The sequence below is a fragment of the Micromonospora sp. WMMD975 genome, from assembly GCF_029581215.1.
Lineage (GTDB): Bacteria > Actinomycetota > Actinomycetes > Mycobacteriales > Micromonosporaceae > Micromonospora.
This window is the reverse complement of the sequence record NZ_CP120739.1, coordinates 3,977,140-3,997,516: the sequence shown is the minus strand read 5'-3', so window position 1 is coordinate 3,997,516 and position 20,377 is coordinate 3,977,140. Positions and strand designations below refer to the sequence as shown.

Below are 20,377 nucleotides of genomic sequence, written 5' to 3'. Positions count from 1 at the left end.
AGCGGACGACCACGATCGGGCCACCGTGGGTGCGGGTTTGCCACCCCGCTGATCGTCGGTCCCGGTCAAGGGCAATAATGACCGCGTGACTGCGGCCCCAGCCATTGACAAGAGCCGGATCCATTCTCTGACGCGGCCCAACATGGTCAGCGTCGGGACGATCGTCTGGCTCTCCAGCGAACTCATGTTCTTCGCGGCGCTGTTCGCGATGTACTTCTCGATCCGCGCGGCGGCGCCGGAGCAGTGGGAGAAGCACACCGAGGTGCTGAACATCCCGTACGCGACCACCTTCACGGTGATCCTCGTGCTTTCCTCGGTGACCTGCCAGCTCGGTGTCTTCGCGGCCGAGAAGGGCGACGTCCACGCCCTGCGCCGGTGGTTCACGATCACCTTCGTGATGGGTCTGATCTTCGTGCTCGGCCAGGCGAACGAGTACCGGACCCTGGTGCACGAGGGCGTCAAGATCAACGAAGACGGTTACGGCTCGATGTTCTACCTGACCACGGGCTTCCACGGTCTGCACGTGACCGGCGGTCTGATCGCCTTCATCATCTTCATGGTCCGGACCACCATGGGCCGGTTCACCCCGGCCCAGGCCACCTCGGCGATCGTCGTGTCCTACTACTGGCACTTCGTCGACGTCGTGTGGATCGGGCTGTACGCCATGATCTACTGGCTTCAGTGATCTTGGCGCGTCACGAACCGCGCCGCTGCTCCGTCCCCTGAGACAAGGTCCAACCGGTTAAGGACACAGGTCATGACTTCTGACAACGACCGCCGACGCGGTCTGCTCGCGCGACTGCGCGGGCGGCCCGTAGCGCGCAGCAGGGGCCGCCGCCGGCTGGGTGCCGCGGTCCGGCTGGCCGCCGCGCTGATGCTTGCCGGCGGCGCCTACACCGTTTTCGCCCCGGGCGTGCAGGCGCAGGACAACCCGCCCCTGACCGCCGCCGCCAACGAGGGCAAGGCGCTGTTCGACGTGAGCTGTGTGACCTGTCACGGTCGCAACGCCCAGGGCGTCGAGGGTCGGGGGCCGAGCCTGATCGGCGTCGGGTCGGCGTCGGTCGAGTTCCAGGTCGGCAGCGGTCGCATGCCGATGGCCCGGCAGGAGGCCCAGGCCATGCGCAAGCCTCCGCAGTTCACCGACGAGCAGGTGCGCCAGCTCGGCCAGTACATCCAGGAGCTCGGCGGCGGCCCGCAGGTGCCGTCGGGCAACCTGCGTGACGGCGCCAACATGTCCACCGGCGGCGAGCTGTTCCGGATCAACTGCTCGCAGTGCCACGCGTTCGGCGGCGGCGGCGGCGCCCTTTCCTCGGGCAAGTACGCGCCGAGCCTGAAGCCGGCCAGCGACCGGCAGATCTACGCCGCCATGCTGAGCGGCCCGCAGAACATGCCGGTGTTCGGCGACAACCAGATCACGCCGGAGGAGAAGGCGGACATCATCGCCTACATCCAGGAGACGCTGAAGAGCGACCAGGACCAGGGCGGGTTCAACCTGGGCCGGTACGGCCCGTCGACCGAGGGCCTGGCGATCTTCCTGGTCGGCATCGTCGCGCTGGTCTTCACCAGCCTGTGGATCGCGGGCAAGTCGTGACCCGGCCGAACATCTGTATCATTGCCCTGGTGCCGGCCACCGGCGCCACGCGTAGCGAGGTGACGGCATGAGCACCCACACCGAGCACCAGGCCCCGCAGGGCCGGGAGCCGGTCGACGTGAACGACCCCCGGCTCTCCCGGTTCGACGTCGTCCTGGAGGGCGCCCGTCGGGACGACATCGAGATCGTCCACTACGAGGAGCAGGTGGTCCCGGGCAGCCGGGCGGAGCGCCGGCTGACCCGTACGGTCGCCCTGATGTTCCTGCTGACCGGCGTCGCCGCCACCGCCTTCCTGGTGATCTACATCTGGTGGCCGTGGCAGTGGGAGGCCGGCCGGGGCGGCGACAAGCTCTACACCCCGCTGCTCGGCCTGACCCTCGGCCTGGCTCTCCTCGGCATCGGCTTCGGCATCCTCACCTGGGGCAAGAAGCTGCTGCCCAAGGAGGTCTCGATCCAGGACCGGCACGACCAGGCCGCCAACCCGCAGGATCGCAAGATCACCGGCGAGACGATGCTCTACCTGGCCGACGAGCTCGGCGTGAAGCGTCGTCCGCTGCTCGGCATCTCGCTGCTCGCCGGCCTCGCGCCGGTCGGCGCGGTCGCCGCGGCGCCGCTCATCGGCGGTCTGATCGAGCAGCCGCACAAGGACAACCAGATGTTCACCACCGGCTTCGCGCCGGCCGAGGGCGGCGAGAAGATCCGGCTGATCCGCGAGGACGGCCGGCCGATCCGCCCGGCGGACGTCAGCGTCGGCGGCCAGCTCACCGTGTTCCCGGGCATCGAGGGCGGGGTCAGCAACAAGCACGCCGACTCGCCGACCCTGCTGATCCACCTGCGCGAGGACGACGCGCAGAAGTCGCGCGCCGCCAACGAGCGCAAGGGTCGCGGCGACTTCATGTGGGGCAACTTCGTCGCATACTCCAAGATCTGCACCCACGCCGGATGCCCGGCGAGCCTCTACGAGCAGCAGACCAACCGCCTGCTCTGCCCCTGCCACCAGTCCCAGTTCCTCATCACCGACAACGCCAAGCCGATCTTCGGCCCGGCGAACCGGCCGCTGCCGCAGCTGCCGATCGAGGTGGACGAGGAGGGCTTCTTCGTGGCGAGGTCCGACTACACCGAGACCATCGGTCCCGACTTCTGGGAGCGGCCATGAAGCGCCGAAAGTTCGATGCGGCCGCGCTGCCGGCCAAGACCGCCGGGGCGGTGGACGACCGGTTCCAGGTCGCCACGCCGCTGCGCCGGCTGCTGAACAAGGTCTTCCCCGACCACTGGTCCTTCCTGCTCGGCGAGATCGCGCTCTTCTCGTTCGTGATCCTGCTGCTGACCGGTGTGTTCCTGACCTTCTTCTACGAGCCGGCGATGACCGAGGTGACCTACGACGGCAGCTACGCGCCGTTGCGGGGCACCCCGATGTCCGCCGCGTACGCCTCCAGCCTGGACATCTCGTTCGATGTCCGGGGTGGCCTGATCATGCGGCAGATGCACCACTGGTCGGCGCTGCTGTTCATGGCCGCGATCGTGGTGCACATGCTCCGGATCTTCTTCACCGGCGCCTTCCGCAAGCCGCGTGAGGCCAACTGGATCATCGGCTCGCTGCTGTTCTGGGTGGGCTTCCTGGCCGGCTTCACCGGCTACTCGCTGCCGGACGACGGCCTGTCCGGCACCGGTCTGCGGATCGCCTCCGGCATCATCCTGTCGATCCCGGTGATCGGCTCCTGGGTCAGCTCGTCGATCTTCGGCGGGGAGTTCCCCGGCACGATCATCATCAGCCGCTTCTTCATCGCCCACGTGCTGCTCATCCCGGGTCTGCTGGTGGCGCTGATCAGCGTGCACCTGGGCCTGGTGTTCAAGCAGAAGCACACCCAGTGGCCCGGCCCCGGCCGGACCAACGACAACGTGGTCGGCGAGCGGATGTTCCCGCGCTACGCGCTCAAGCAGGGCGGCTTCTTCATGGTCGTCTTCGGCGTGGTCGCGCTGATGGGCGGTCTCTTCCAGATCAACCCGATCTGGTACTTCGGCCCGTACGAGGCGTGGGTGGTCTCGGCGGCCAGCCAGCCCGACTGGTACGTCATGTTCCTCGACGGCTCGACCCGACTCATGCCGGGTTGGGAGATCAGCATTCCGATCGGCGACGGGTACGTCATCCCGCCGTTGTTCTGGCCGACGGTCGTGCTCCCGGGCATCCTGGTGGGCCTGTCGACGATGTACCCGTTCCTGGAGGCACGCCGCCTCAAGGACTACCGGCACCACAACCTGCTCCAGCGGCCCCGGGACGTGCCGGCACGGACCGCGGTCGGCGCCATGGCGGTCGCCTTCTACGTGGTGTTGACGCTCTCCGGCGCCAACGACGTGATCGCCGACAAGTTCCACATCAGTTTGAACGCGATGACGTGGGCCGGGCGGGTGGGCCTGCTGGTGATCCCGCCGCTTGCCTACTACGTCACCTACCGGCTCTGCCTGGGTCTCCAGCAGCACGACCGGGAGGTGCTGGCCCACGGCGTGGAGACCGGCATCATCAAGCGGCTGCCCGACGGCCGGTTCGTCGAGGTCCACCAGCCGCTCACGTCGGCCGACGGGCACGACGGCCACGCGCCGGCGCTCGACTACGCCGGCTGGGTGGTGCCGAAGAAGATGAACCGGCTCGGTGCCCTCGGGCCGGCGATCCGGGGCTTCTTCTACCCGATCGAGAAGCCGGCCGAGGCGCCCGTCTCGCCGGGTCACCCCCCGGTGGAGCCCCGCGGAGAGCGGGAGCAGATCAGCAGCGGCGAGGGCCGTCGCTGACGCACGCGGAAACGGACGTGGCGCCCGCCGGGGGATCCGGTGGGCGCCACGCTCATTTCCGCCCAGCCGTTAAGGCGGGGGCCCCGCTTAACGCTTTCGGAGGTGGCGGGGCCCCCGCTTAACAGTCACCGCCCCCGACCCAGACGGGTGGAATCGCAGGAATAACCCCGGTCAGCCGGGTATCCGTGCGGTCCGACGTCTCATGGGGGAGGAACGCATGTGGGGAATCAAACGCCTGGGCCTGCTGGCCGCGCTGGTGGTGGTGGGACTGGCGCCGGCCGCGGCGACGCAGGCGGCGGCGCAGCCGTCGACGCAGGACACCCAGTATCTGCAGGCGTTGCACCAGGTCAACCTGTTCGAGATCACCGCCGGTAACCTGGCCCAGCAGAAGGGCCACAACCAGCAGGTCAAGGACCTGGGCAAGATGTTCGTCACGGACCACACCCAGCTGGACCAGACCGTGAAGTCGACCGCCCAGCAGCTCAACGTGCAGTTGCCGGCGGACCCGACGGCCGACCAGCAGAAGGTCCTCGACAAGCTGAACGGCCTCAACGGGGCCCAGTTCGACAAGGCGTGGGTGACCGCCCAGCTCGCCGGCCACGTCCAGGCGATCCAGGCCACCCAGACCGAGATCTCACAGGGCTCCGAGCAGTCCGTGGTGCAGATCGCCCAGGATGCGCTGCCGGTCCTCCAGGCGCACTACGACGCGCTGGTGGCCCTGGCCCAGACCCTGGGCGTCCCGGTGCCGCAGACCAGCGGCAGCGGCACGCCCAGCCCGGGCGGCACCGAGTCGCCGGGAACGGGCGGCACCGAGTCGCCGGCTCCGGGCGGCACCGGGACCGAGGAGCCCGCTCCGGGCACCACGGAGACCCCGGCGCCCGCGCAGAGCTGACCAGCCGCGACGGCCGACGGTGGCCGGTCCGCCCGCACCCGGGCGGGCCGGCCACCCGCGCGTCAGTCGGTGTTTTCGAGCCCGATCGCGAACGCCGCCTCCAGGTCGTGCTGCGAGTAGGCGCGGAACGCGATGTGCGACTCGGTGTTCAGCACGCCGGGCACCTTGGAGATGCTGCCGGCGATGACCTGGGCGATCTGCTCGAACTCGCGGACCCGGACCATGGCGATCAGGTCGACGTGCCCGGCCACCGAGTAGACCTCGCTGACGCCGGGCAGGTTGGCCAGGTTCTCGGCCACCTCGGGGATGGAGTCGGTGGCGCAGTCGATCAGCACGATCGCGGTGATCACGGGACGTTTCTCCGTTCGTCGGCGACGAGGCCCATGCTAGTGCGGTGCGGTCACCGCGCGGCCGGGACGGTCAGGTCGGCACCGGCCCGGATCACGCCGTCGAGGCGTTCCCCGGCGGCGACCGTCGCACCCGGCCAGATCACCGACCGGTCCACCGTGCCGTGCACCCGCGCGCCCGCGCCGACCACCGAGCGGGTGACCGGCCCGTCCACCGTCGCGGCCGGGTCGACCAGCCCGTCCGGCCCGGCGGCATGCAGGTTCGCGGCCAGGTAGTCGGCCGGCGTGCCGGTGTCGTAGAACGTCCCCCGGTAGGGGACCACGGTCAGCGCGCCGGCCGCCTCCGCCGGCCGCCACACCGCCCGGACCAGATCACCGAACTCCGGCGGCAGGTCGCGGACCAGCCGCCAGGGCAACAGCGAGAACCCGACGAAGCGGTGGCCGGCGAAGGTGCCGGGGGCGTCCGGGTCGTCCGCCGGCTGACCGAGCAGGCGTACGCTCCGCCCGTCCCAGCCGTCGAGCAGCGCGGCCACGTCCGCACCGGGCGGGGCCGCCGGATCGGCGAGGTACGCGTCGGCGTTGCCGACAAGCACGCCCCGCCCCGCGATCCAGTCCCGTAACCGGCCCACGCCGCCCGCGGTGCCCAGCGGATCGCCGGGCTCGACCGACAGGTGCGCCCGGTCGCCGACCCGGGCGACCACCTGACCGCCCAGGTGGCAGGCGTTCACCGCGACTCGGTCCGGGCCGGTCAGCCCGAGCCCGGCCAGTCGGGCCAGCGCCCGGTCGAGCAGCGGCACGTTCGCGACCGGGCAGAGCGCCTTCGGCACCCGCTCGGTCAGCGGGCGCAGCCGGGTGCCCGCGCCGGCCGCCAGCACCACCGCGCACACCTCGACGCCCGCCAACGGTCCGCTGCTCACCGGGCCTTCGGTCACGCCGCCGTCCGCTGTGGGGCCACCAGCCGTCCGGCTGTCCAGCGCCGGGCCGTCCGACGCGCGGTCGTTCGAGGCCCGGCCGTCCGACGCGCGGTCGTTCGACGCGCGGTCGTCCGCAGCCGGGGTGGTCACGAGGCGGGCGGCGTCGGCGGGACCTCGCCGGCGCGCGGGCCGATGCCGTAGTGGGCGAGCAGGTTGGCGGTGGCGCGGCTGAGCCGGGGCAGGTCGTCCAGCGGGTGCCAGGCGGCCTCGAGGACCTCCGCCCCGTCCACCGTCAGCTCGGTGCGCGACGCCGGCACCTCCGCCTCGAAGACCATGTCGACCCAGCCCTTGGCGTGCACCACCGCGTTCGGCACGGCCGGCCGGAGCAGGTCGGGGGAGAGCCGGACGCCGGACTCCTCGTGCAACTCCCGGGCGGCGCCGGCCACCGGCGCCTCACCGCGTTGCAGCAGGCCGGCCGGCAGGGTCCAGCTGTAGCCGGGCGGCTGGCGCAGCAGCAGGATCCGACCCGCGCCGTCAGCCTCGGTGTCCCGGACCAGCGTGACCGCGCCCACGATGTACTTCGGGACGGCCAGCCGGACCAGCCGCCGCCGCAACGGGACCGGGAGCCGGTAGAAAACCCGGTAGCCGAGGGCCCGTCCGGTGGCACGCGCGCGGGGGATCATGCCGTCCAGGCTAGTGGCCGGCGGGTCGGGGCGGGCGAATGCCCCTCGTGTCACTGCCGATGGTCGACCAGGTCGATCAACTGTCGGACCACCGTGTCGGGCTCGACCGAGCGGTCGAAGACGGCCACCAGCAGCGTCTCCAGGTCGGGATAACCCAGCTCCTCGGAGAGCCGCAGCAGCGGCAGGTCGCTGGCGAGGCCCCGGTTGTGCGTACGCAGCGCCAGGCCGATCGAGGCCCGGCCGAGGCGGACCTTGTCGGCGATCGAGATGCCCGGCTCGGTGTGCTCGGCGAACCACCTGTTGATCTGCATCTGCGCGTGCGGCGACTTGACGAAGCCCAGCCACTCCCGGCGCGGCCCGCGCGGGGCCACGTCGGCCTCGAAGCCGCTCTCGGCGTCGCTCTCGGTGAAGATCTCCACCACGTCGCCCTCCTCCAGCTCGGAGGAGAGCGGGGCCAACCGGCCGTTGATCCGGGCGGCGAGGCAATGGTCGCCGCGTTCGGTGCCCAGCTCGTACGCGAGGTCGACCGGGGTGGCGCCGGCCGGCAGCACGACCTGCCGGCCGTCGGCGACCACCTGGATCTGCGCCTCGGCCAGGTCGCAGCGCAGCGACGCCATGAACTGGGTCGGGTCGACGGTCCCCTGCTCCCAGTCGAGCACCCGGCGCAGCCAGGCCAACTCGTCCGCCCGGGCGGCGGCCCGGTCCGCCGCCGCCGGGAAGCGGTAGTGCGCGGCCACGCCGTACTCCGCGGAGCGGTGCATCTCGGTGGTGCGGATCAGCACCTCCACCGTACGGTCCTGCGGGCCGCAGACGCTCGTGTGCAACGACCGGTAGAGGTTGTTCTTCGGGGAGGCGATGAAGTCCTTGAAGCGGCCCGGCACCGGACGCCAGAGCCCGTGCACGGCGCCGAGCGCGGCATAGCAGTCGGTCGGCGGGCCGTCCACCACGATGGCGATGCGAGGCAGGTCGAAGGGGGCGGTGTGGTCGCCGGCGACGGTGTCCTTCCAGATCGAGTAGAGGTGCCGGGGGCGGGGGGAGACCTCGGCGTCCACCCGGCTGCGGCGTAGCGCCACCCGGGTGCGGGCCACCACGTCGGCCAGGTAGGCGTCCCAGCCCGGCCGGTCGTGCACGAACCGGGCGATCCGCGCGTGCTCCTCGGGCCGCAGGTGCAGCAGCACCACGTCGTCCAGCTCGCGTTTGAGGGTCTGGATGCCCAGCCGGTCGCAGAGCGGGACCAGCACCTCAAGCGTCTTGCGGGCGATCCGCTCGCGGGAGGCGGCGGAGCGAACCCCGAGCGTGCGCATGTTGTGCAGCCGGTCGGCGAGCTTGATGACGAGCACCCGTACGTCCTTGCCCGCCGCCACGATCATCTTGCGGACGGTCTCCGCCTCGGCGGCCGTGCCGTAGAACGCCTTGTCGAACTTGGTCACCCCGTCGACCAGGTGGGCCACCTCGCGGCCGAAGTCCTCCTGGAGCGCCTGGAGGGTGTAGCGGGTGTCCTCCACCGTGTCGTGCAGCAGCGCCGCGACCAGGGTGGTGGTGTCCATGCCGAGGTCGGCGCAGATCTGTGCCACCGCGAACGGGTGGGTGATGTAGGGCTCGCCGCTCTTGCGGAACTGACCACGGTGCATGTTGTCGGCGATCGTGTACGCCCGGCGCAGCACCGAGGCGTCGGCGCTGGGGTGGATGCCGCGGTGCGCGCGGACCAGGGCGGTGACCGGGTCGCCGTCGGCGGTGGGCCAGGTGAGCAGCGAGCGCAACCGGCGGGTGAGCGGCAGCTCTCCCTGGGTCGGAAGGGAGCCGCCCAGGGCGGCGCCGTGTCCGGCGTCGACGTCCACCTGGGACACCTCCTCACCCCGGCCCTCGGTCGCCGGGGCCGGCGACCGGGAGCAGGCCCGCGAAATCGGGCAGGTCTGCACTTCTTTAACAGACTAAGGGAGCGGACGTAGTCCGATCGGTCACTTGGTCATGAGCGTTCGGTCGAGAGTTTGTGGGATCCGCCGTTCTCGGCCTTGGCCAGCAGGTCGCGGAAACGCCCCGCGCCGGCCACCGGCGAGGCCCAGCCGGCGGTCGTCTCGACCAACCGGGTCTCCGGGCGCTCCAACCAGGACAGGATCCGTTCGGTCTCCTCGGCGGTGGCGGCCGGCACCGGACCGTGCCCGGGCAGCACGGTCTCGGCGGTGGCCCGGATCGCCGTGATGGTCGGTCGCGGGTGGACACCGGGCGGGGACACCCCGGCCCCGGCCAGCCGACCGTGCCGGACCAGGGCCAGCTCCCAGCCGCCCCGGGCAGCCGGCCGGGCGGCGGCCAGCTCGGCGATCCCGGTCAGCGCGGCCAGGCGCTGCATGCGGACCGCCGCCCGCAGCACCGCGGCCAGCCGGGCGCGGACCACCGCCGCCTCCTCGTAGCGGTGGGCGGTGGCGAGCACCTCGATCCGGGCGAGCAGGGCGTCGACCACCACCGCGGGATCGTCCCGGGTGGCGGTGCGGAACGGGGCGGCGGCCCGGCGGTCGTACTCCTCCGGGGTGATCCGGTGCTCGCAGGGCGCCGGGCAGCGACCCAGCTCGGCCAGCGCGCAGGCCGGCATGGTGGTGCGGCGGGAGAGCCGGTGGGTGCACTGCCGCAGCGGCACCGCGTCGTGGAAGCCGGCGGCGGCCAGCTCGGCGGCCTGCTTCGAGCGGAACGGGCCGAGGTAGGCCGCGTCGGTGGGCCCGAGGTCACGCACGACCGACAACCGGGGGTACGCCTCGTCGGTGAGCTTCAGCCAGACCTGGCGCTCCGGATATTTCGACCGGCGATTGTACGGCGGGGCGTGCGCGGCGATCAGCCGCAGCTCGCGGACCTCGGCCTCCAACGAGTGGGCGCACTCGACCGCCTCCACCCGCTCGGCGGCGGCGAGCATCTCGGAGATCCGGGCCCGCTTCTCGGCGGCGGTGAAGTAGCTGCGTACCCGGGTGGCGATGTCGACGGACGTGCCGACGTAGAGCGGACGGTCGTCGGCGGCCCGGAAGATGTAGACGCCCGGAACCTTCGGCAGCCCGTCGGCGAGGTGCCGCTTGCGGCGCTGGGTCGGGGTGACCGCGCGGGCGAACTCGATCGCCTCGCCGACGGTGTCGACCCGGTGCCCGCCCAGCCGGCCGATCAACCCGTGCAGCACGTCGACGGTGGCCTTGGCATCGTCGAGCGCCCGGTGGGTGGGCTGGACGGCGGTGCGGAAGTAGGCGGCGAGCGTGCCCAGCTTGCGGTTGGGCACCTCGTCGCGGGTGAGCACCCGCCGGGCCAGCGCGGCGGTGTCCAGCACCCGCGGACTGGGCCAGCGGTAGCCGTGCCGGGCGCAGGCGGCCTTGAGGAAACCCACGTCGTAGGGGGCGTTGTGGGCGACGAGCACGGCGTCGGTGAGGAACTCCAGGAAGCTCGGCAGCACCTGCTCGATCGGCGGGGCCGGCAGCAGCATGGCCTGGGTGATCCCGGTCAGCACGGTGATGAACGGCGGGATCGGCACGCCCGGGTTGACGAGCGTGGCGAGCACGCCCAGCTCCTCGCCGCCGCGGACCTTCACGGCGCCGATCTCGGTGATCCCGCCGCCGTCCGGCGCGCCGCCCGTGGTCTCCAGGTCGACCACCACGAAGGTGGTCGCGTAGAGCGGCAGCGCGGGATCGACCCCGCCGCCCGCCTCCCGGTCCAGCCCGGCCAGCGCCTCCTGGACGTACTCCGCACCCGTCACCCGCGGGACGGTAACGGCACGGTCCGACACTCCCGTCACTGCCGCCCCACCGTTACCACGGGGGTACGATGAGAGATCGGCTCACTCACCGGGCGGTGGGCCCGTTCGGGGTGGGAGACTTGCCACATGCCCCTCGCCGAGCCGCACGACGACCGCTCCTCCGTGGCGGAGCCGGTGGCCGGCGTGCCCGAGGCCGGTGCGGATGCGTCGACGGTCGAGCCCGAGCCCGAGCCCGAGCCCACCCTCCCCGAGCCGGTCCGGCAGCGGATCGTCGCACTGACCGCGGCCGTGCTGCCCGGGCTGCCCGCCGACGAGGTGCCGGTGCCGCTGCGGCGGATCGCCAAGTTCGCGCCGAACCGTCGCGCCCGGCTCGGCGCCCCGGTGATCGCCGCCCAGCTCACCGCCGATCCGCTGTTTCGGCAGCGGGTCACCGCCCGGGTGCTCGCCGACGCCGGCGACCTCGGGGCGGCGGTGGTGGAGGGCACCGCGCCGGCCGCCGCCGACCCGGTCGAGGTGGCCGCCCTCGCCTACCTGGCCCGGCCGCGGGGCTGGCGGGAGCTGATCGAGGCCAGCGGCGCGGCGGTGCGGGCCGAGGCGGACAGCGCGGTCGTGGCCGAGCTGGTCCGGGAGGCCGAACAGCGGGCCGGCCGGGCCGAGCACGACCGGGCGGTGGCCCGGGTCGAGGCCGAGAAACTCCGCGACGAGCTGGCCCGGGTCCGCGAGGAGTTGGGGCAGCTCCGCGAGGAGGCCCGCCAGTTGGCCCGTACCCTGCGGGAGACCCAGGCCCGGGAGCGCAAGGCCACCGAGATGCTTGCCACCGAGCGGGGCCGGGCGGCCCGCGCGGCGGCCGACGCGGACGCCGAGCTGCGCCGCGCCCGGGCCCGGCTGGCCGAGGCGGAGGCCGCGGCCGGGGTGGCCCGGGCCAGCGCCAAGGAGGCCCGTTCGGTCGACGACGCCCGGCTGTGGCTGCTGCTGGAGACGATCGGCCAGGCGGCCGTCGGGCTGCGCCGGGAGCTGGCCCTGGACCCGGTGGACACGCTCCCGGCGGACTTCGTCGCCGACGCCTACGCCGACCAGCCGGGGGTCGCGCCGGCCGGCGCGTCGACGCGGGCCCGCGACACCGACGACCCGGCCCGGCTGGACCAGCTCCTCGCCCTGCCCCGGGCGCACCTGGTGGTGGACGGCTACAACGTCACCAAACGTGGCTTCGGCGAGATGTCGCTGGAACAGCAGCGCAAGCGGTTGATCACCGGGCTGGGCGGGATCGCCGCGCAGACCGGGGACGAGGTGACCGTGGTCTTCGACGGCGCCGAGCGGATCCACGGGCTGCCGCCGGCGCCGCGCGGCGTACGGGTGCTCTTCTCCCGCAAGGGCGAGACCGCCGACGAGCTGATCCGCCGGCTGGTCCGCGCCGAGCCGGCCGGCCGGCCGGTGGTGGTGGTCTCGTCCGACCGCGAGGTCGCCGACGGGGTACGCCGGCACGGCGCGTACCCGCTCGGCGCCGACTCCCTGGTGCGGCGGCTAGCCCGGTCCTGACCCACGTCGCCTCACCGGGCCGTCGCACGCTCGCGTTCTCACGCGCCTTGGATCTTGGTACGAGATCGCCCCTCTGAGGGCCGCTCCGACCAAGATTCAGACGGCGACCCGGCCGCAAACGGGGAGCCCTGGGTTGACGTGTGGCGCGTGTTCGACTTCGGGTCGGTGCGCGTCGCGTGGCTGGGTTGTCGCGTGGCCCGTGATCGACTCCATCTCGGCGAAGTGGCGGGGTCGAGGGCGGTCTGATCGCGCCACTTCGGCGCAGTGGTGACTGGATGATCGTTTTCCTGGTGGCTGCTGCCTCGTTGTCCGGTTCTGTCGTACCCTCCGCTTAGCCTTTCGGTGACCGACGGTGGTGGTCTCTTCCCCGACCGCCACCGGCGACCGCGTCAGGAGGCGTTCATGCTCATCGACTGCGACGGCTGCGGCATCCGCGGAGCCGGCTGCTCCGGCTGCCTGGTCACCGCGCTGCTCGACCCCGACTCGCCGACGGCCGACCTGGGTCCGGCCGAGCACCGCGCGATCGAGGTCTTCGCCCGTGCCGGCTTCGACGTCGAGGTGCTGCCACTGACGGCCGCACCCGCACCCGCACCAGCACCCGCGCCCCGCCGCGCCGCCCGCCGCCGGGTGGCCTAGGCCCGCCCACGTGCGCACCGCCGGGTCGTCCGGGCTCGTGCGCGCGTCGTCGTCGGGTCGCCCGGGGCCGCGCTGGCCCGGCGTGTCGGGCTCCTACCGTCGGGTCGCCCGGGGCAGCGTTCGCCCGGGGCGGCGTTCGCCCGGCGTGTCGGGCTCCCGCCGCCGGGTCGTCCGAGCCGCTCGCGCCCGTCGTCCCGCCCGCTGTCGGGTCCGCTCGGGCACCGCGGCCCTCCGCCGGGAGCGGGCAATAGGATGGGCGGTCACAGCGGGAGGGGAGCGGCATGACGCGGACGGGTCGCGACGGCGGTGTGGGGTGGTGACCCCGCGCGGCTGGGCGCTGCTGACCCTGGCCGGCCTGGCGGTGGCGCTGGTCGTGGCCGTGGCGCTGCTGGTGCCGTGGAGCCGCCCGCCGGCACCCCGCGCCGACCAGCTCGCCGCGTTGCGGGCGCTCCCCGTCGAGCAGGTGGCCCGCGGCCGGGCGTTCCACGGCGCGCTGCGCCCCGCCGGCTGGTCGGCCCTCGCGCTCGGGCTGGTAGTGGCGCTGCTGCTCGGGCTCACCCCGCTGGGCGGGCGCCTGGTCGAGCTGGCCGGCCGGCCCTTCGGCGGGCACTGGGTCGCCCAGGCGGTGCTCGGCGGGCTGGGCGTCGTGTTCCTCGCCGACCTGCTCACGCTCCCGTTCTCGGCCTGGCGGCACACCGTGCTGGTGCGCTACGGGCTGAGCACCCAGGGCTGGGGCGGCTGGACGGTCGACCTGCTCAAGTCGTACGCGGTCAGCGCGGTCATCGGCGCGCTCGTGCTGCTCGGCTTCTACTCGGTGGTCCGGCTCGCCCCCCGCTGGTGGTGGGCGTTCGGCGCGGCCGGAGCCGCCGCCCTGGTGGTGGTCCTGTCGTTCGTGCTGCCGGTGCTGGTCGAGCCGGTATTCAACAAGTTCACCCCGATGGAGCCCGGCCCGCTGCGCACGGAGCTGACCGCCCTGGCCGCCCGGGACGGCGTCCCGGTCCGCGACGTGCTTGTCGCCGACGCCTCCCGGCGGACGCGGGCGGTGAACGCCTACGTCTCCGGGCTCGGGCCGACCCGACGGGTGGTGGTCTACGACACCCTGCTGCGCGAGGCCGAGCCGGCGGAGGTGACGAGCGTGGTCGCGCACGAGCTGGGGCACGCCAAGGACCGGGACGTGTGGACCGGCACCCTGATCGGCGCGCTCGGCGCCGCCGCCGCCGTGGTGGCGCTCTACCTGGTCGGCTCCTGGACGCCGCTGCTGCGCCTGGCCGGCGTCGACTCGATCGCCCAACCGCGGGCGTTCCCGCTGCTGATCGCGCTGGTCACGGTCGCCGGCCTGCTCGCCACCCCGGTGCAGGCGCTTGTCTCCCGCCGGGTCGAGGCCCGGGCCGACGCGCACGCGCTGGCGCTCACCGGCGACCCGGCGACCTTCGAGGCGATGCAGCGCCGGCTGGCCGGGGTCAACCTGGGCGACCCCGATCCGCCGCGCTGGGAACACCTGTGGTCGGCCTCCCACCCGTCCACCGTGGAGCGGATGGCCGCCGCCCGCGCGTACGCCCGGGAGCACGCTCGATGAGCCGCACCCTGCTGATCACCAACGACTTCCCGCCCCGCCCGGGCGGCATCCAGTCCTTCGTGCACAACCTCGCGGTGCGCCAGCCTTCCGGGTCGGTGGTGGTCTACGCGTCGAGCTGGCGGGGGGCGGAGAAGTTCGACGCCGACCAGCCGTTCGAGGTGGTCCGGGAACGCACCAGGGTGCTGCTGCCCACGCCGTTGGTGGCGCACCGGGCGGCCCGGCTGGCCCGGGCGTACGACTGCGACACGGTGTGGTTCGGCGCGGCGGCCCCGCTGGGGTTGCTGGCGCCGGGGCTGCGCCGGCGGGCGGGGATCCGACGGGCCGTGGCCCTCACCCATGGCCACGAGGTCGGGTGGGCCGCGCTGCCCGGGGCGCGGACGGCGCTGCGCCGGATCGGCCGGGGCGTCGACGTCACCACCTACCTCGGTGAATACACCCGGGTCCGGCTGGCCCGTGCCCTGGACGGGTTGACCGAGCTGCGTCGGCTCGCGCCCGGTGTCGACGTGGAGACCTATCACCCCGACGTCGACGGCGGCGCGGTCCGGGCGCGTCTCGGGCTCGCCGACCGGCCGGTGGTGGTGTGCGTGTCGCGGCTGGTGCCGCGCAAAGGTCAGGACACGCTGATCCGGGCGTTTCCCGAGATCCGCCGCCGGGTGCCGGACGCCGCGCTGCTGGTGGTCGGCGGCGGACCCTACCGGGCGGCGCTCGCGAAGCTGGCCCGGCAGACCGGGGTGGAACGGGACGTCGTGTTCACCGGCTCGGTGCCGGCGGCCGACCTGCCCGCGCACTACGCGGCCGGCGACGTCTATGCGATGCCCTGCCGCACCCGCAACCGAGGCCTGGACGTGGAGGGCCTCGGCATCGTCTACCTGGAGGCCAGCGCGACCGGGCTACCGGTGGTGGCGGGCGACTCCGGCGGGGCGCCGGACGCCGTCCGCGAGGGCGAGACCGGGTACGTCGTCCCCGGCCGGGACGTCGCCCAGCTCACCGACCGGGTGGCCACCCTGCTCGCCGACCGGGACCTGGCTCGTCAGTTCGGCGCGGCCGGCCGCGCCTGGGTCGAGCGGGAGTGGCGCTGGGAGACCCAGGCCGAGCGGATGGCCGCCCTGCTCGCCGGCTGACGACGCCGAGCGAGCCACCCGCCCAAGCCTGATGTCCGGACCACCCCCGGGCGGGCCGCGTCCGCCTGCTCACGTCCGGGCGCGTCCGCCTGCCCACGTCCGGACGCGTCCGCCTGCTCACGTCCGGGCGCGTCCGCCCGCCCACGCCCGGACGCGCCGTCCGCCCGCCCCCGAGCGCGCCGTCCCTCGTTCCTAGGACGAGGTCGTGGCGCTCCGGGCGGACGGCGCATGTGTACCGACAGCGACGTGTTAAACGGGGGCCCTTTCTCTACCGGAGGCGTTAAGCGGGGCCCCCTGCTCACGCCCGGCAGGGCGGTGGGCGAGCCGGCCCGGCCACCAGGTGCGGACGCCCAGGTCCAGGGTCAGCGCCGGGATCAGCAGGCTGCGCACCAGGAACGTGTCGAGCAGGATGCCGACCCCCACGATCACCCCCGTCTGCACCGACGGCACCAGCGGCAGCACCAGCAGTGCGCCGAAGGTGGCCGCCAGCACGACGCCGGCGCTGGTGATCACACCGCCGGTGACGGTGAGCGCCCGCAGCACGCCGGCCCGGTGCCCGATCAGCGCGGTCTCCTCCCGGGCCCGGGTCATCAGGAAGATCGTGTAGTCCACGCCGAGGGCGACCAGGAACAGGAACGCCTGGAGGGGAATCCCGACGAACAGGTGCGGGTGGCCCAGTGCCCCGAGCAGCAGCCCGGCCGCGCCCATGGCCGCCGCGTACGTCAGGATCACGCTCGCCATCAGCAGCAGCGGGGCGACAAGCGCCCGGAGCAGGAGCACCAGGATCACCAGGACCACGGCGAGCACCAGCGGGATGACCACCCGGTTGTCCCGGTCCACCGTGCGTCGCTCGTCGATCAGCATTGCGGTGCGCCCGCCGACGAGCGCCTCCGCGCCGGGTACGGCGTGCACGGCGTCCCGCAGCCGGGTCACCGTGTCCCGGGCCGCGGCGCTGTCCGGCGCGTCGGTGAGGACCGTGGTGACCCGGACCCAGCGCCCGTCGGCGGACCGCTGTGGCTCGTTGACGTCGGAGACGCCCGGCACCCTGCCGACGGCGGCCACCACCCGGTCCGCCGCGTCGGCGGCGGCCACCACCTCGACCGGCGCGGCCGACCCGCCCGGATAGTGGTCGGCGATCAGCCGCTGCCCGGTGACCGAGCCGACCTCGGTGGTGAAGGACTCGTCGTCGGGCAGGCCGAGGCTGAGGTTGCCGATGCCGAGCGTCAGCACGAGCAGGGCGGCGGTGGTGCCTACCCAGACCAGCCGTGGCCGGCGGCCGACCGGACCGGCGATCCGCCGCCACACCCCGTGGTCGGCGGCGCGGTCGTCGGCGTCCGCGCCGGGGGCGTACCGGGGCACGAACGGCCAGAACACCCACCGGCCGAGCAGCACCAGGAGCGCCGGCAGGAGCGTGGTCATCGCGAGCAGCGCGGCGACGATGCCCACCGCGCCGACCGGGCCCAGCCCACGGGTCGCCGGCAGGTCCGCCGCGAGCAGGCAGAGCAGACCCAGCGCGACCGTCGCCGCGGAGGCGCAGATCGCGCTGTACGAGCGGCGCAGCGCCGTCGCCATCGCGGCGTGCCGGTCGGCGTGCCGGCGCAACTCCTCCCGGTAGCGGGCGATGAGCAGCAGGGCGTAGTCCACCCCGACGCCGAAGACGAGCACGGTCAGGATGGTCTGGCTCTGGAAGTCCACGGCCAGCCCGGCGTGCCGCGCCAGCAGGTAGACGGTGCCGGCGGCGAGCTGGTTGGCGACCCCCACCGCGATCAACGGCACCAGCCACAGCACCGGACTGCGATAGGTGACCAGCAGGAGGAGGGCGACGGTGACCGCGGTGGCCAGCAACAGCGCGCCGTCCATCCCCCCGAACGCGTCGAAGACGTCGCTCTCGGCGGCGGCGTCGCCGGTCAGCGCGGTCCGTAGACCCGACGGCACGTCCTCGGCCAGTCGCTCCTTCATGGCGCTCACCACCTCGGCGCGCCGATCCTCGTCGACGCTCACCGGGAGCGAGAACAGCAGTGCCCGGCCGTCCGCGCTCGGCACCGGCGGGGACACCACGCCCCCCTCGGCGTACCCGGCGAAGGCGGCCCGGTCGGCGTCGGCCCGGGCCCGGTCGGCGGCGGTGAGGCCGCCGTCGCGGACGTACACGGCGATGGCCAGTTGCCGCCGGGAGTCGGGGAACGCGGCCTCGACCCGCTGTGCGGCCCGGCTGCTCTCGACGCCGGCCGGCAGCGCGCCGAGCGTCGAGTTGTCCTGTGCCTCGCCCAGCTTCACGGCGAGTGGGCCGGCGACCGAGAGCAGCACCAACCAGAGGACGAGGACGGCATACTTGCCACGGCGTCCGGCCGGTGGGCCGGCCGTTCGGTGCGGGAACATCGGGTTTCCTCTCGTTCGTCGCCCGGGTGTACCGCCGGGCTCCCTAGATCCTGTGAACCGGCGGGCCCGCGGTCAGGGGTGCCGACCCGCCTCCTCGGGTGGTGCCAGCACCACCGGAATCCGGGCGGCCGTGCCGGAGAATGACGTTCGTGGACGCTTCGGCACGCGTACGACTCCGGGTCTGGTTGCGGCCCGGCGTGATCACCGTCGTCCAGGGGCTGCTGATCGCGCTGCTGTCGTTGGGCACGCACGTGGCGCTGTTCGTGCTGTCCGTGGTCGCGCTGGGCCTGATCCCGGTCTTCGGCGTCGGTTTCGCGCTCTTCCCGGTGGTCACCGCCGGGGTCCGGCTCTGCGCCGGGTTGCACCGCCGGCTGGCCCGCTGGGGTGGCATGGAGCTGGCCACGCCCTACCTCCCGGCGCCGGACGGCGCGCGATTCGGCACCTGGCGGCGGTTCCGCTGGGTGGTGTCCGACCCGGCGACCTGGCGGGACCTGGCCTGGCTACTGCCGGGCGCGATCACCGGCGCGGTCTGCCTGGTCGCGTTCGCCCTGCCGGCGTACGGCCTGGAAGGGCTGGTCGGTCTGCCGATGGTGTTGCACACCGCCGGCCTCTGGTACGGCTACGGTCCGTTCTGGCCGATCGACAACACCGTCCAGGCTCTGCTCTGTTTCCCGACCGGCGCGCTGCTGCTGATCGCCGGCGTGGCCGCCGGGCGGTGGCTGGTCTGGTTGCACGTCCGGTTCGCGGGCCTCTTCCTGCCGCCGACCCGCGGCGCCGAGTTGGCGCTGCGGGTGCGGCAGCTCACCGTCACCCGGGCCGAGGCGGTGGACGCGCAGGCCGCCGAGCTGCGCCGGATCGAACGGGACCTGCACGACGGCGCGCAGGCCCGGCTGGTCGCGTTGAGCATGAGCATCGGCCTGGCCGAGCAGCTGGTGGGCGACGACCCGGCGGCGGTCCGCCGGTTGCTCGCCGAGGCCCGGGAGACAAGTGGCCAGGCCCTGGCCGAGCTGCGCGGCCTGGTCCGCGGCATCCACCCGCCGGTGCTCGCCGAACGCGGCCTTCCCGGCGCGGTACGGGCACTGGCGCTCGCCGTGCCGCTGCCGGTGGAGGTCACCGTCGACCTGCCGGGCCGGCCGGCGGCCCCGGTCGAGTCGGCGGCATACTTCGCGGTCGCCGAGGCGCTGGCGAACGTGGGCAAGCACAGCGGGGCGACCCGGGCGTGGGTGGAGCTGCGGTACACCGCCGGGCGGCTGACCATGGTGGTCGGTGACGACGGCCGCGGCGGGGCGACGTCGGGGGCGGGCGGAGGGTTGGCCGGTACGGGCCGACGGCTGGCCGCCTTCGATGGCACGATGGCGGTGACCAGTCCGGCAGGTGGGCCCACCGTCATCAGCATGGAGTTGCCGTGCGAGTTGTCATCGCCGAGGACCTCGCCCTCCTCCGGGACGGGCTGACCCGGATCCTGGAGGCGTTCGGCTGCCAGGTGGTGGCGGCCGTCGACAACGGACCGTCGGTGCTGCCCGCGTTGACCACGCACCGGCCGGACGTCGCGGTGATCGACGTACGACTGCCGCCGACGTTCACCGACGAGGGGTTGCAGGCGGCCGTGCGGGCCCGCGCCGAGTTGCCCGGGCTGCCGGTGCTCGTGCTGTCCCAGCACGTCGAGCAGCTCTATGCGCGGGAGCTGCTCGCCGACCGGCGGGGCGGGGTGGGCTACCTGCTCAAGGACCGGGTGTCGCACGTGGATCAGTTCGTCGATGCGGTGCGCCGGGTCGCGGCCGGCGGCACCGTGATGGACCCGGAGGTGGTCGCCCAACTGCTGGCCCGCCGGGCCGGCGCCGAGCCGCTCGGTGAGCTGACCGCGCGCGAGCGGGAGGTGCTCGGGCTGATGGCCGAGGGTCGGTCGAACGCGGCCATCGCCGCCCGGCTCTTCGTTACCGCGAAGGCCGTCGACAAGCACATCAACAACATCTTCAGCAAGTTGCGGATGCCGCAGTCCGGGGACGACAACCGGCGGGTGCTGGCCGTGCTGGCCTACCTGGACGGTTCCGACACCCGCCGCCCAGCCGGCTGACCACACCGCCCGCCGCCCGCTGCGCTGCCCGCCGCCCGCTGCCCGCTGCCCGCCGCCCGCTGCGCTGCCCACCGCGCGGTGCGCGGTGCGCGGTGGCGCGGTGCGCGGTGTTAAGCGGGGGAC

17 protein-coding genes are annotated in these 20,377 nt (G+C 73.5%); 11 read left to right on the top strand and 6 right to left on the bottom strand.

The genetic code is table 11. The annotated features are described in order from the left end of the window. Positions 1-85 precede the first annotated feature (85 nt). The 5 genes from O7613_RS17255 to O7613_RS17235 all read left to right on the top strand — a co-directional run bounded on the left by O7613_RS17255 (position 86) and on the right by O7613_RS17235 (position 5,267). Positions 86-685, top strand: coding sequence for a heme-copper oxidase subunit III (locus O7613_RS17255; RefSeq protein ID WP_091059316.1), 600 nt, complete (start codon positions 86-88; stop codon positions 683-685). Positions 686-757: 72 nt separating this feature from the next. Further along, a complete protein-coding gene (locus O7613_RS17250) occupies positions 758-1,591 on the top strand; it encodes a c-type cytochrome (protein ID WP_281587378.1) in 834 nt (277 codons plus the stop codon). 67 nt (positions 1,592-1,658) lie between these two features. Next, complete coding sequence (locus O7613_RS17245; protein ID WP_281587379.1) at positions 1,659-2,747, top strand: Rieske 2Fe-2S domain-containing protein; 1,089 nt, start codon at positions 1,659-1,661, stop codon at positions 2,745-2,747. Further along, positions 2,744-4,375, top strand: a complete 1,632-nt coding sequence (locus tag O7613_RS17240) for a cytochrome b N-terminal domain-containing protein (protein ID WP_281587380.1) — start codon at positions 2,744-2,746, stop codon at positions 4,373-4,375. Before O7613_RS17245 ends, O7613_RS17240 begins: the two co-directional genes overlap by 4 nt. A 217-nt stretch (positions 4,376-4,592) precedes the next feature. Then, complete coding sequence (locus tag O7613_RS17235; RefSeq protein ID WP_281587381.1) at positions 4,593-5,267, top strand: DUF4142 domain-containing protein; 675 nt, start codon at positions 4,593-4,595, stop codon at positions 5,265-5,267. 62 nt (positions 5,268-5,329) lie between these two features. Here the strand turns inward: O7613_RS17235 and O7613_RS17230 are convergent, their stop codons facing one another. The 5 genes from O7613_RS17230 to O7613_RS17210 form a co-directional block, all read right to left on the bottom strand. After that, positions 5,330-5,617, bottom strand: a complete 288-nt coding sequence (locus O7613_RS17230; RefSeq protein WP_281587382.1) for an Lrp/AsnC ligand binding domain-containing protein — start codon at positions 5,615-5,617, stop codon at positions 5,330-5,332. A 50-nt stretch (positions 5,618-5,667) separates the two neighbouring features. Continuing rightward, a complete protein-coding gene (locus tag O7613_RS17225; RefSeq protein WP_282294558.1) occupies positions 5,668-6,516 on the bottom strand; it encodes a sugar phosphate nucleotidyltransferase in 849 nt (282 codons plus the stop codon). Positions 6,517-6,674: 158 nt separating this feature from the next. Then, positions 6,675-7,211 carry an NUDIX domain-containing protein gene (locus O7613_RS17220; RefSeq protein ID WP_281587383.1) on the bottom strand — a complete coding sequence of 179 codons (537 nt, stop codon included), beginning with the start codon at positions 7,209-7,211 and terminating at the stop codon, positions 6,675-6,677. A gap of 50 nt (positions 7,212-7,261) precedes the next feature. Then, entirely contained in the window at positions 7,262-9,049 is a 1,788-nt protein-coding gene (locus tag O7613_RS17215; protein WP_281590171.1) for a RelA/SpoT family protein, read from the bottom strand. A 128-nt stretch (positions 9,050-9,177) separates the two neighbouring features. Next, positions 9,178-10,935: a DEDD exonuclease domain-containing protein gene (locus O7613_RS17210; protein ID WP_281587384.1), complete on the bottom strand. Its 1,758-nt coding sequence runs from the start codon at positions 10,933-10,935 to the stop codon at positions 9,178-9,180. Positions 10,936-11,061: 126 nt separating this feature from the next. Here O7613_RS17210 and O7613_RS17205 point away from each other — a divergent pair, with 126 nt between their 5' ends. From O7613_RS17205 to O7613_RS17190, 4 genes are all read left to right on the top strand, one after another. After that, the gene (locus O7613_RS17205) at positions 11,062-12,471 is read left to right on the top strand and encodes an NYN domain-containing protein (RefSeq protein ID WP_282289292.1); all 1,410 of its coding nucleotides are present in this window, start codon (positions 11,062-11,064) and stop codon (positions 12,469-12,471) included. Between the two features lie 402 nt (positions 12,472-12,873). Beyond that, positions 12,874-13,107, top strand: a complete 234-nt coding sequence (locus O7613_RS17200; RefSeq protein WP_281590173.1) for a hypothetical protein — start codon at positions 12,874-12,876, stop codon at positions 13,105-13,107. A gap of 316 nt (positions 13,108-13,423) precedes the next feature. Beyond that, a complete protein-coding gene (locus O7613_RS17195) occupies positions 13,424-14,683 on the top strand; it encodes a M48 family metallopeptidase (RefSeq protein ID WP_282289291.1) in 1,260 nt (419 codons plus the stop codon). Next, positions 14,680-15,804, top strand: a complete 1,125-nt coding sequence (locus O7613_RS17190) for a glycosyltransferase family 4 protein (protein WP_282289290.1) — start codon at positions 14,680-14,682, stop codon at positions 15,802-15,804. The genes O7613_RS17195 and O7613_RS17190 overlap by 4 nt, the downstream gene beginning before the upstream one ends. 249 nt (positions 15,805-16,053) lie before the next feature. On the opposite strand, the gene O7613_RS17185 is transcribed toward O7613_RS17190, so the two are convergent. Further along, positions 16,054-18,180: an MMPL family transporter gene (locus tag O7613_RS17185; protein WP_282289289.1), complete on the bottom strand. Its 2,127-nt coding sequence runs from the start codon at positions 18,178-18,180 to the stop codon at positions 16,054-16,056. A 149-nt stretch (positions 18,181-18,329) separates the two neighbouring features. On the opposite strand from O7613_RS17185, the gene O7613_RS17180 reads away from it, so the two are divergent. Beyond that, positions 18,330-19,634 (top strand): sensor histidine kinase, encoded by a 1,305-nt coding sequence (locus O7613_RS17180; protein ID WP_282289288.1) that lies wholly within the window; start codon positions 18,330-18,332, stop codon positions 19,632-19,634. After that, positions 19,586-20,254, top strand: a complete 669-nt coding sequence (locus tag O7613_RS17175) for a response regulator transcription factor (protein WP_281587390.1) — start codon at positions 19,586-19,588, stop codon at positions 20,252-20,254. The genes O7613_RS17180 and O7613_RS17175 overlap by 49 nt, the downstream gene beginning before the upstream one ends. The last annotated feature ends 123 nt before the right edge of the window (positions 20,255-20,377 follow it).

What these genes read in the sequence shown, in the direction of transcription:
- O7613_RS17235 (WP_281587381.1), top strand. Translation starts at nt 4,593, where the DNA reads ATGTGGGGAATCAAACGCCTGGGCCTGCTGGCCGCGCTGGTGGTGGTG.
- O7613_RS17245 (WP_281587379.1), top strand. Translation starts at nt 1,659, where the DNA reads ATGAGCACCCACACCGAGCACCAGGCCCCGCAGGGCCGGGAGCCGGTC.
- O7613_RS17240 (WP_281587380.1), top strand. Translation starts at nt 2,744, where the DNA reads ATGAAGCGCCGAAAGTTCGATGCGGCCGCGCTGCCGGCCAAGACCGCC.
- O7613_RS17200 (WP_281590173.1), top strand. Translation starts at nt 12,874, where the DNA reads ATGCTCATCGACTGCGACGGCTGCGGCATCCGCGGAGCCGGCTGCTCC.
- O7613_RS17190 (WP_282289290.1), top strand. Translation starts at nt 14,680, where the DNA reads ATGAGCCGCACCCTGCTGATCACCAACGACTTCCCGCCCCGCCCGGGC.
- O7613_RS17185 (WP_282289289.1), bottom strand. Translation starts at nt 18,180, where the DNA reads ATGTTCCCGCACCGAACGGCCGGCCCACCGGCCGGACGCCGTGGCAAG.
- O7613_RS17220 (WP_281587383.1), bottom strand. Translation starts at nt 7,211, where the DNA reads ATGATCCCCCGCGCGCGTGCCACCGGACGGGCCCTCGGCTACCGGGTT.
- O7613_RS17250 (WP_281587378.1), top strand. Translation starts at nt 758, where the DNA reads ATGACTTCTGACAACGACCGCCGACGCGGTCTGCTCGCGCGACTGCGC.
- O7613_RS17205 (WP_282289292.1), top strand. Translation starts at nt 11,062, where the DNA reads ATGCCCCTCGCCGAGCCGCACGACGACCGCTCCTCCGTGGCGGAGCCG.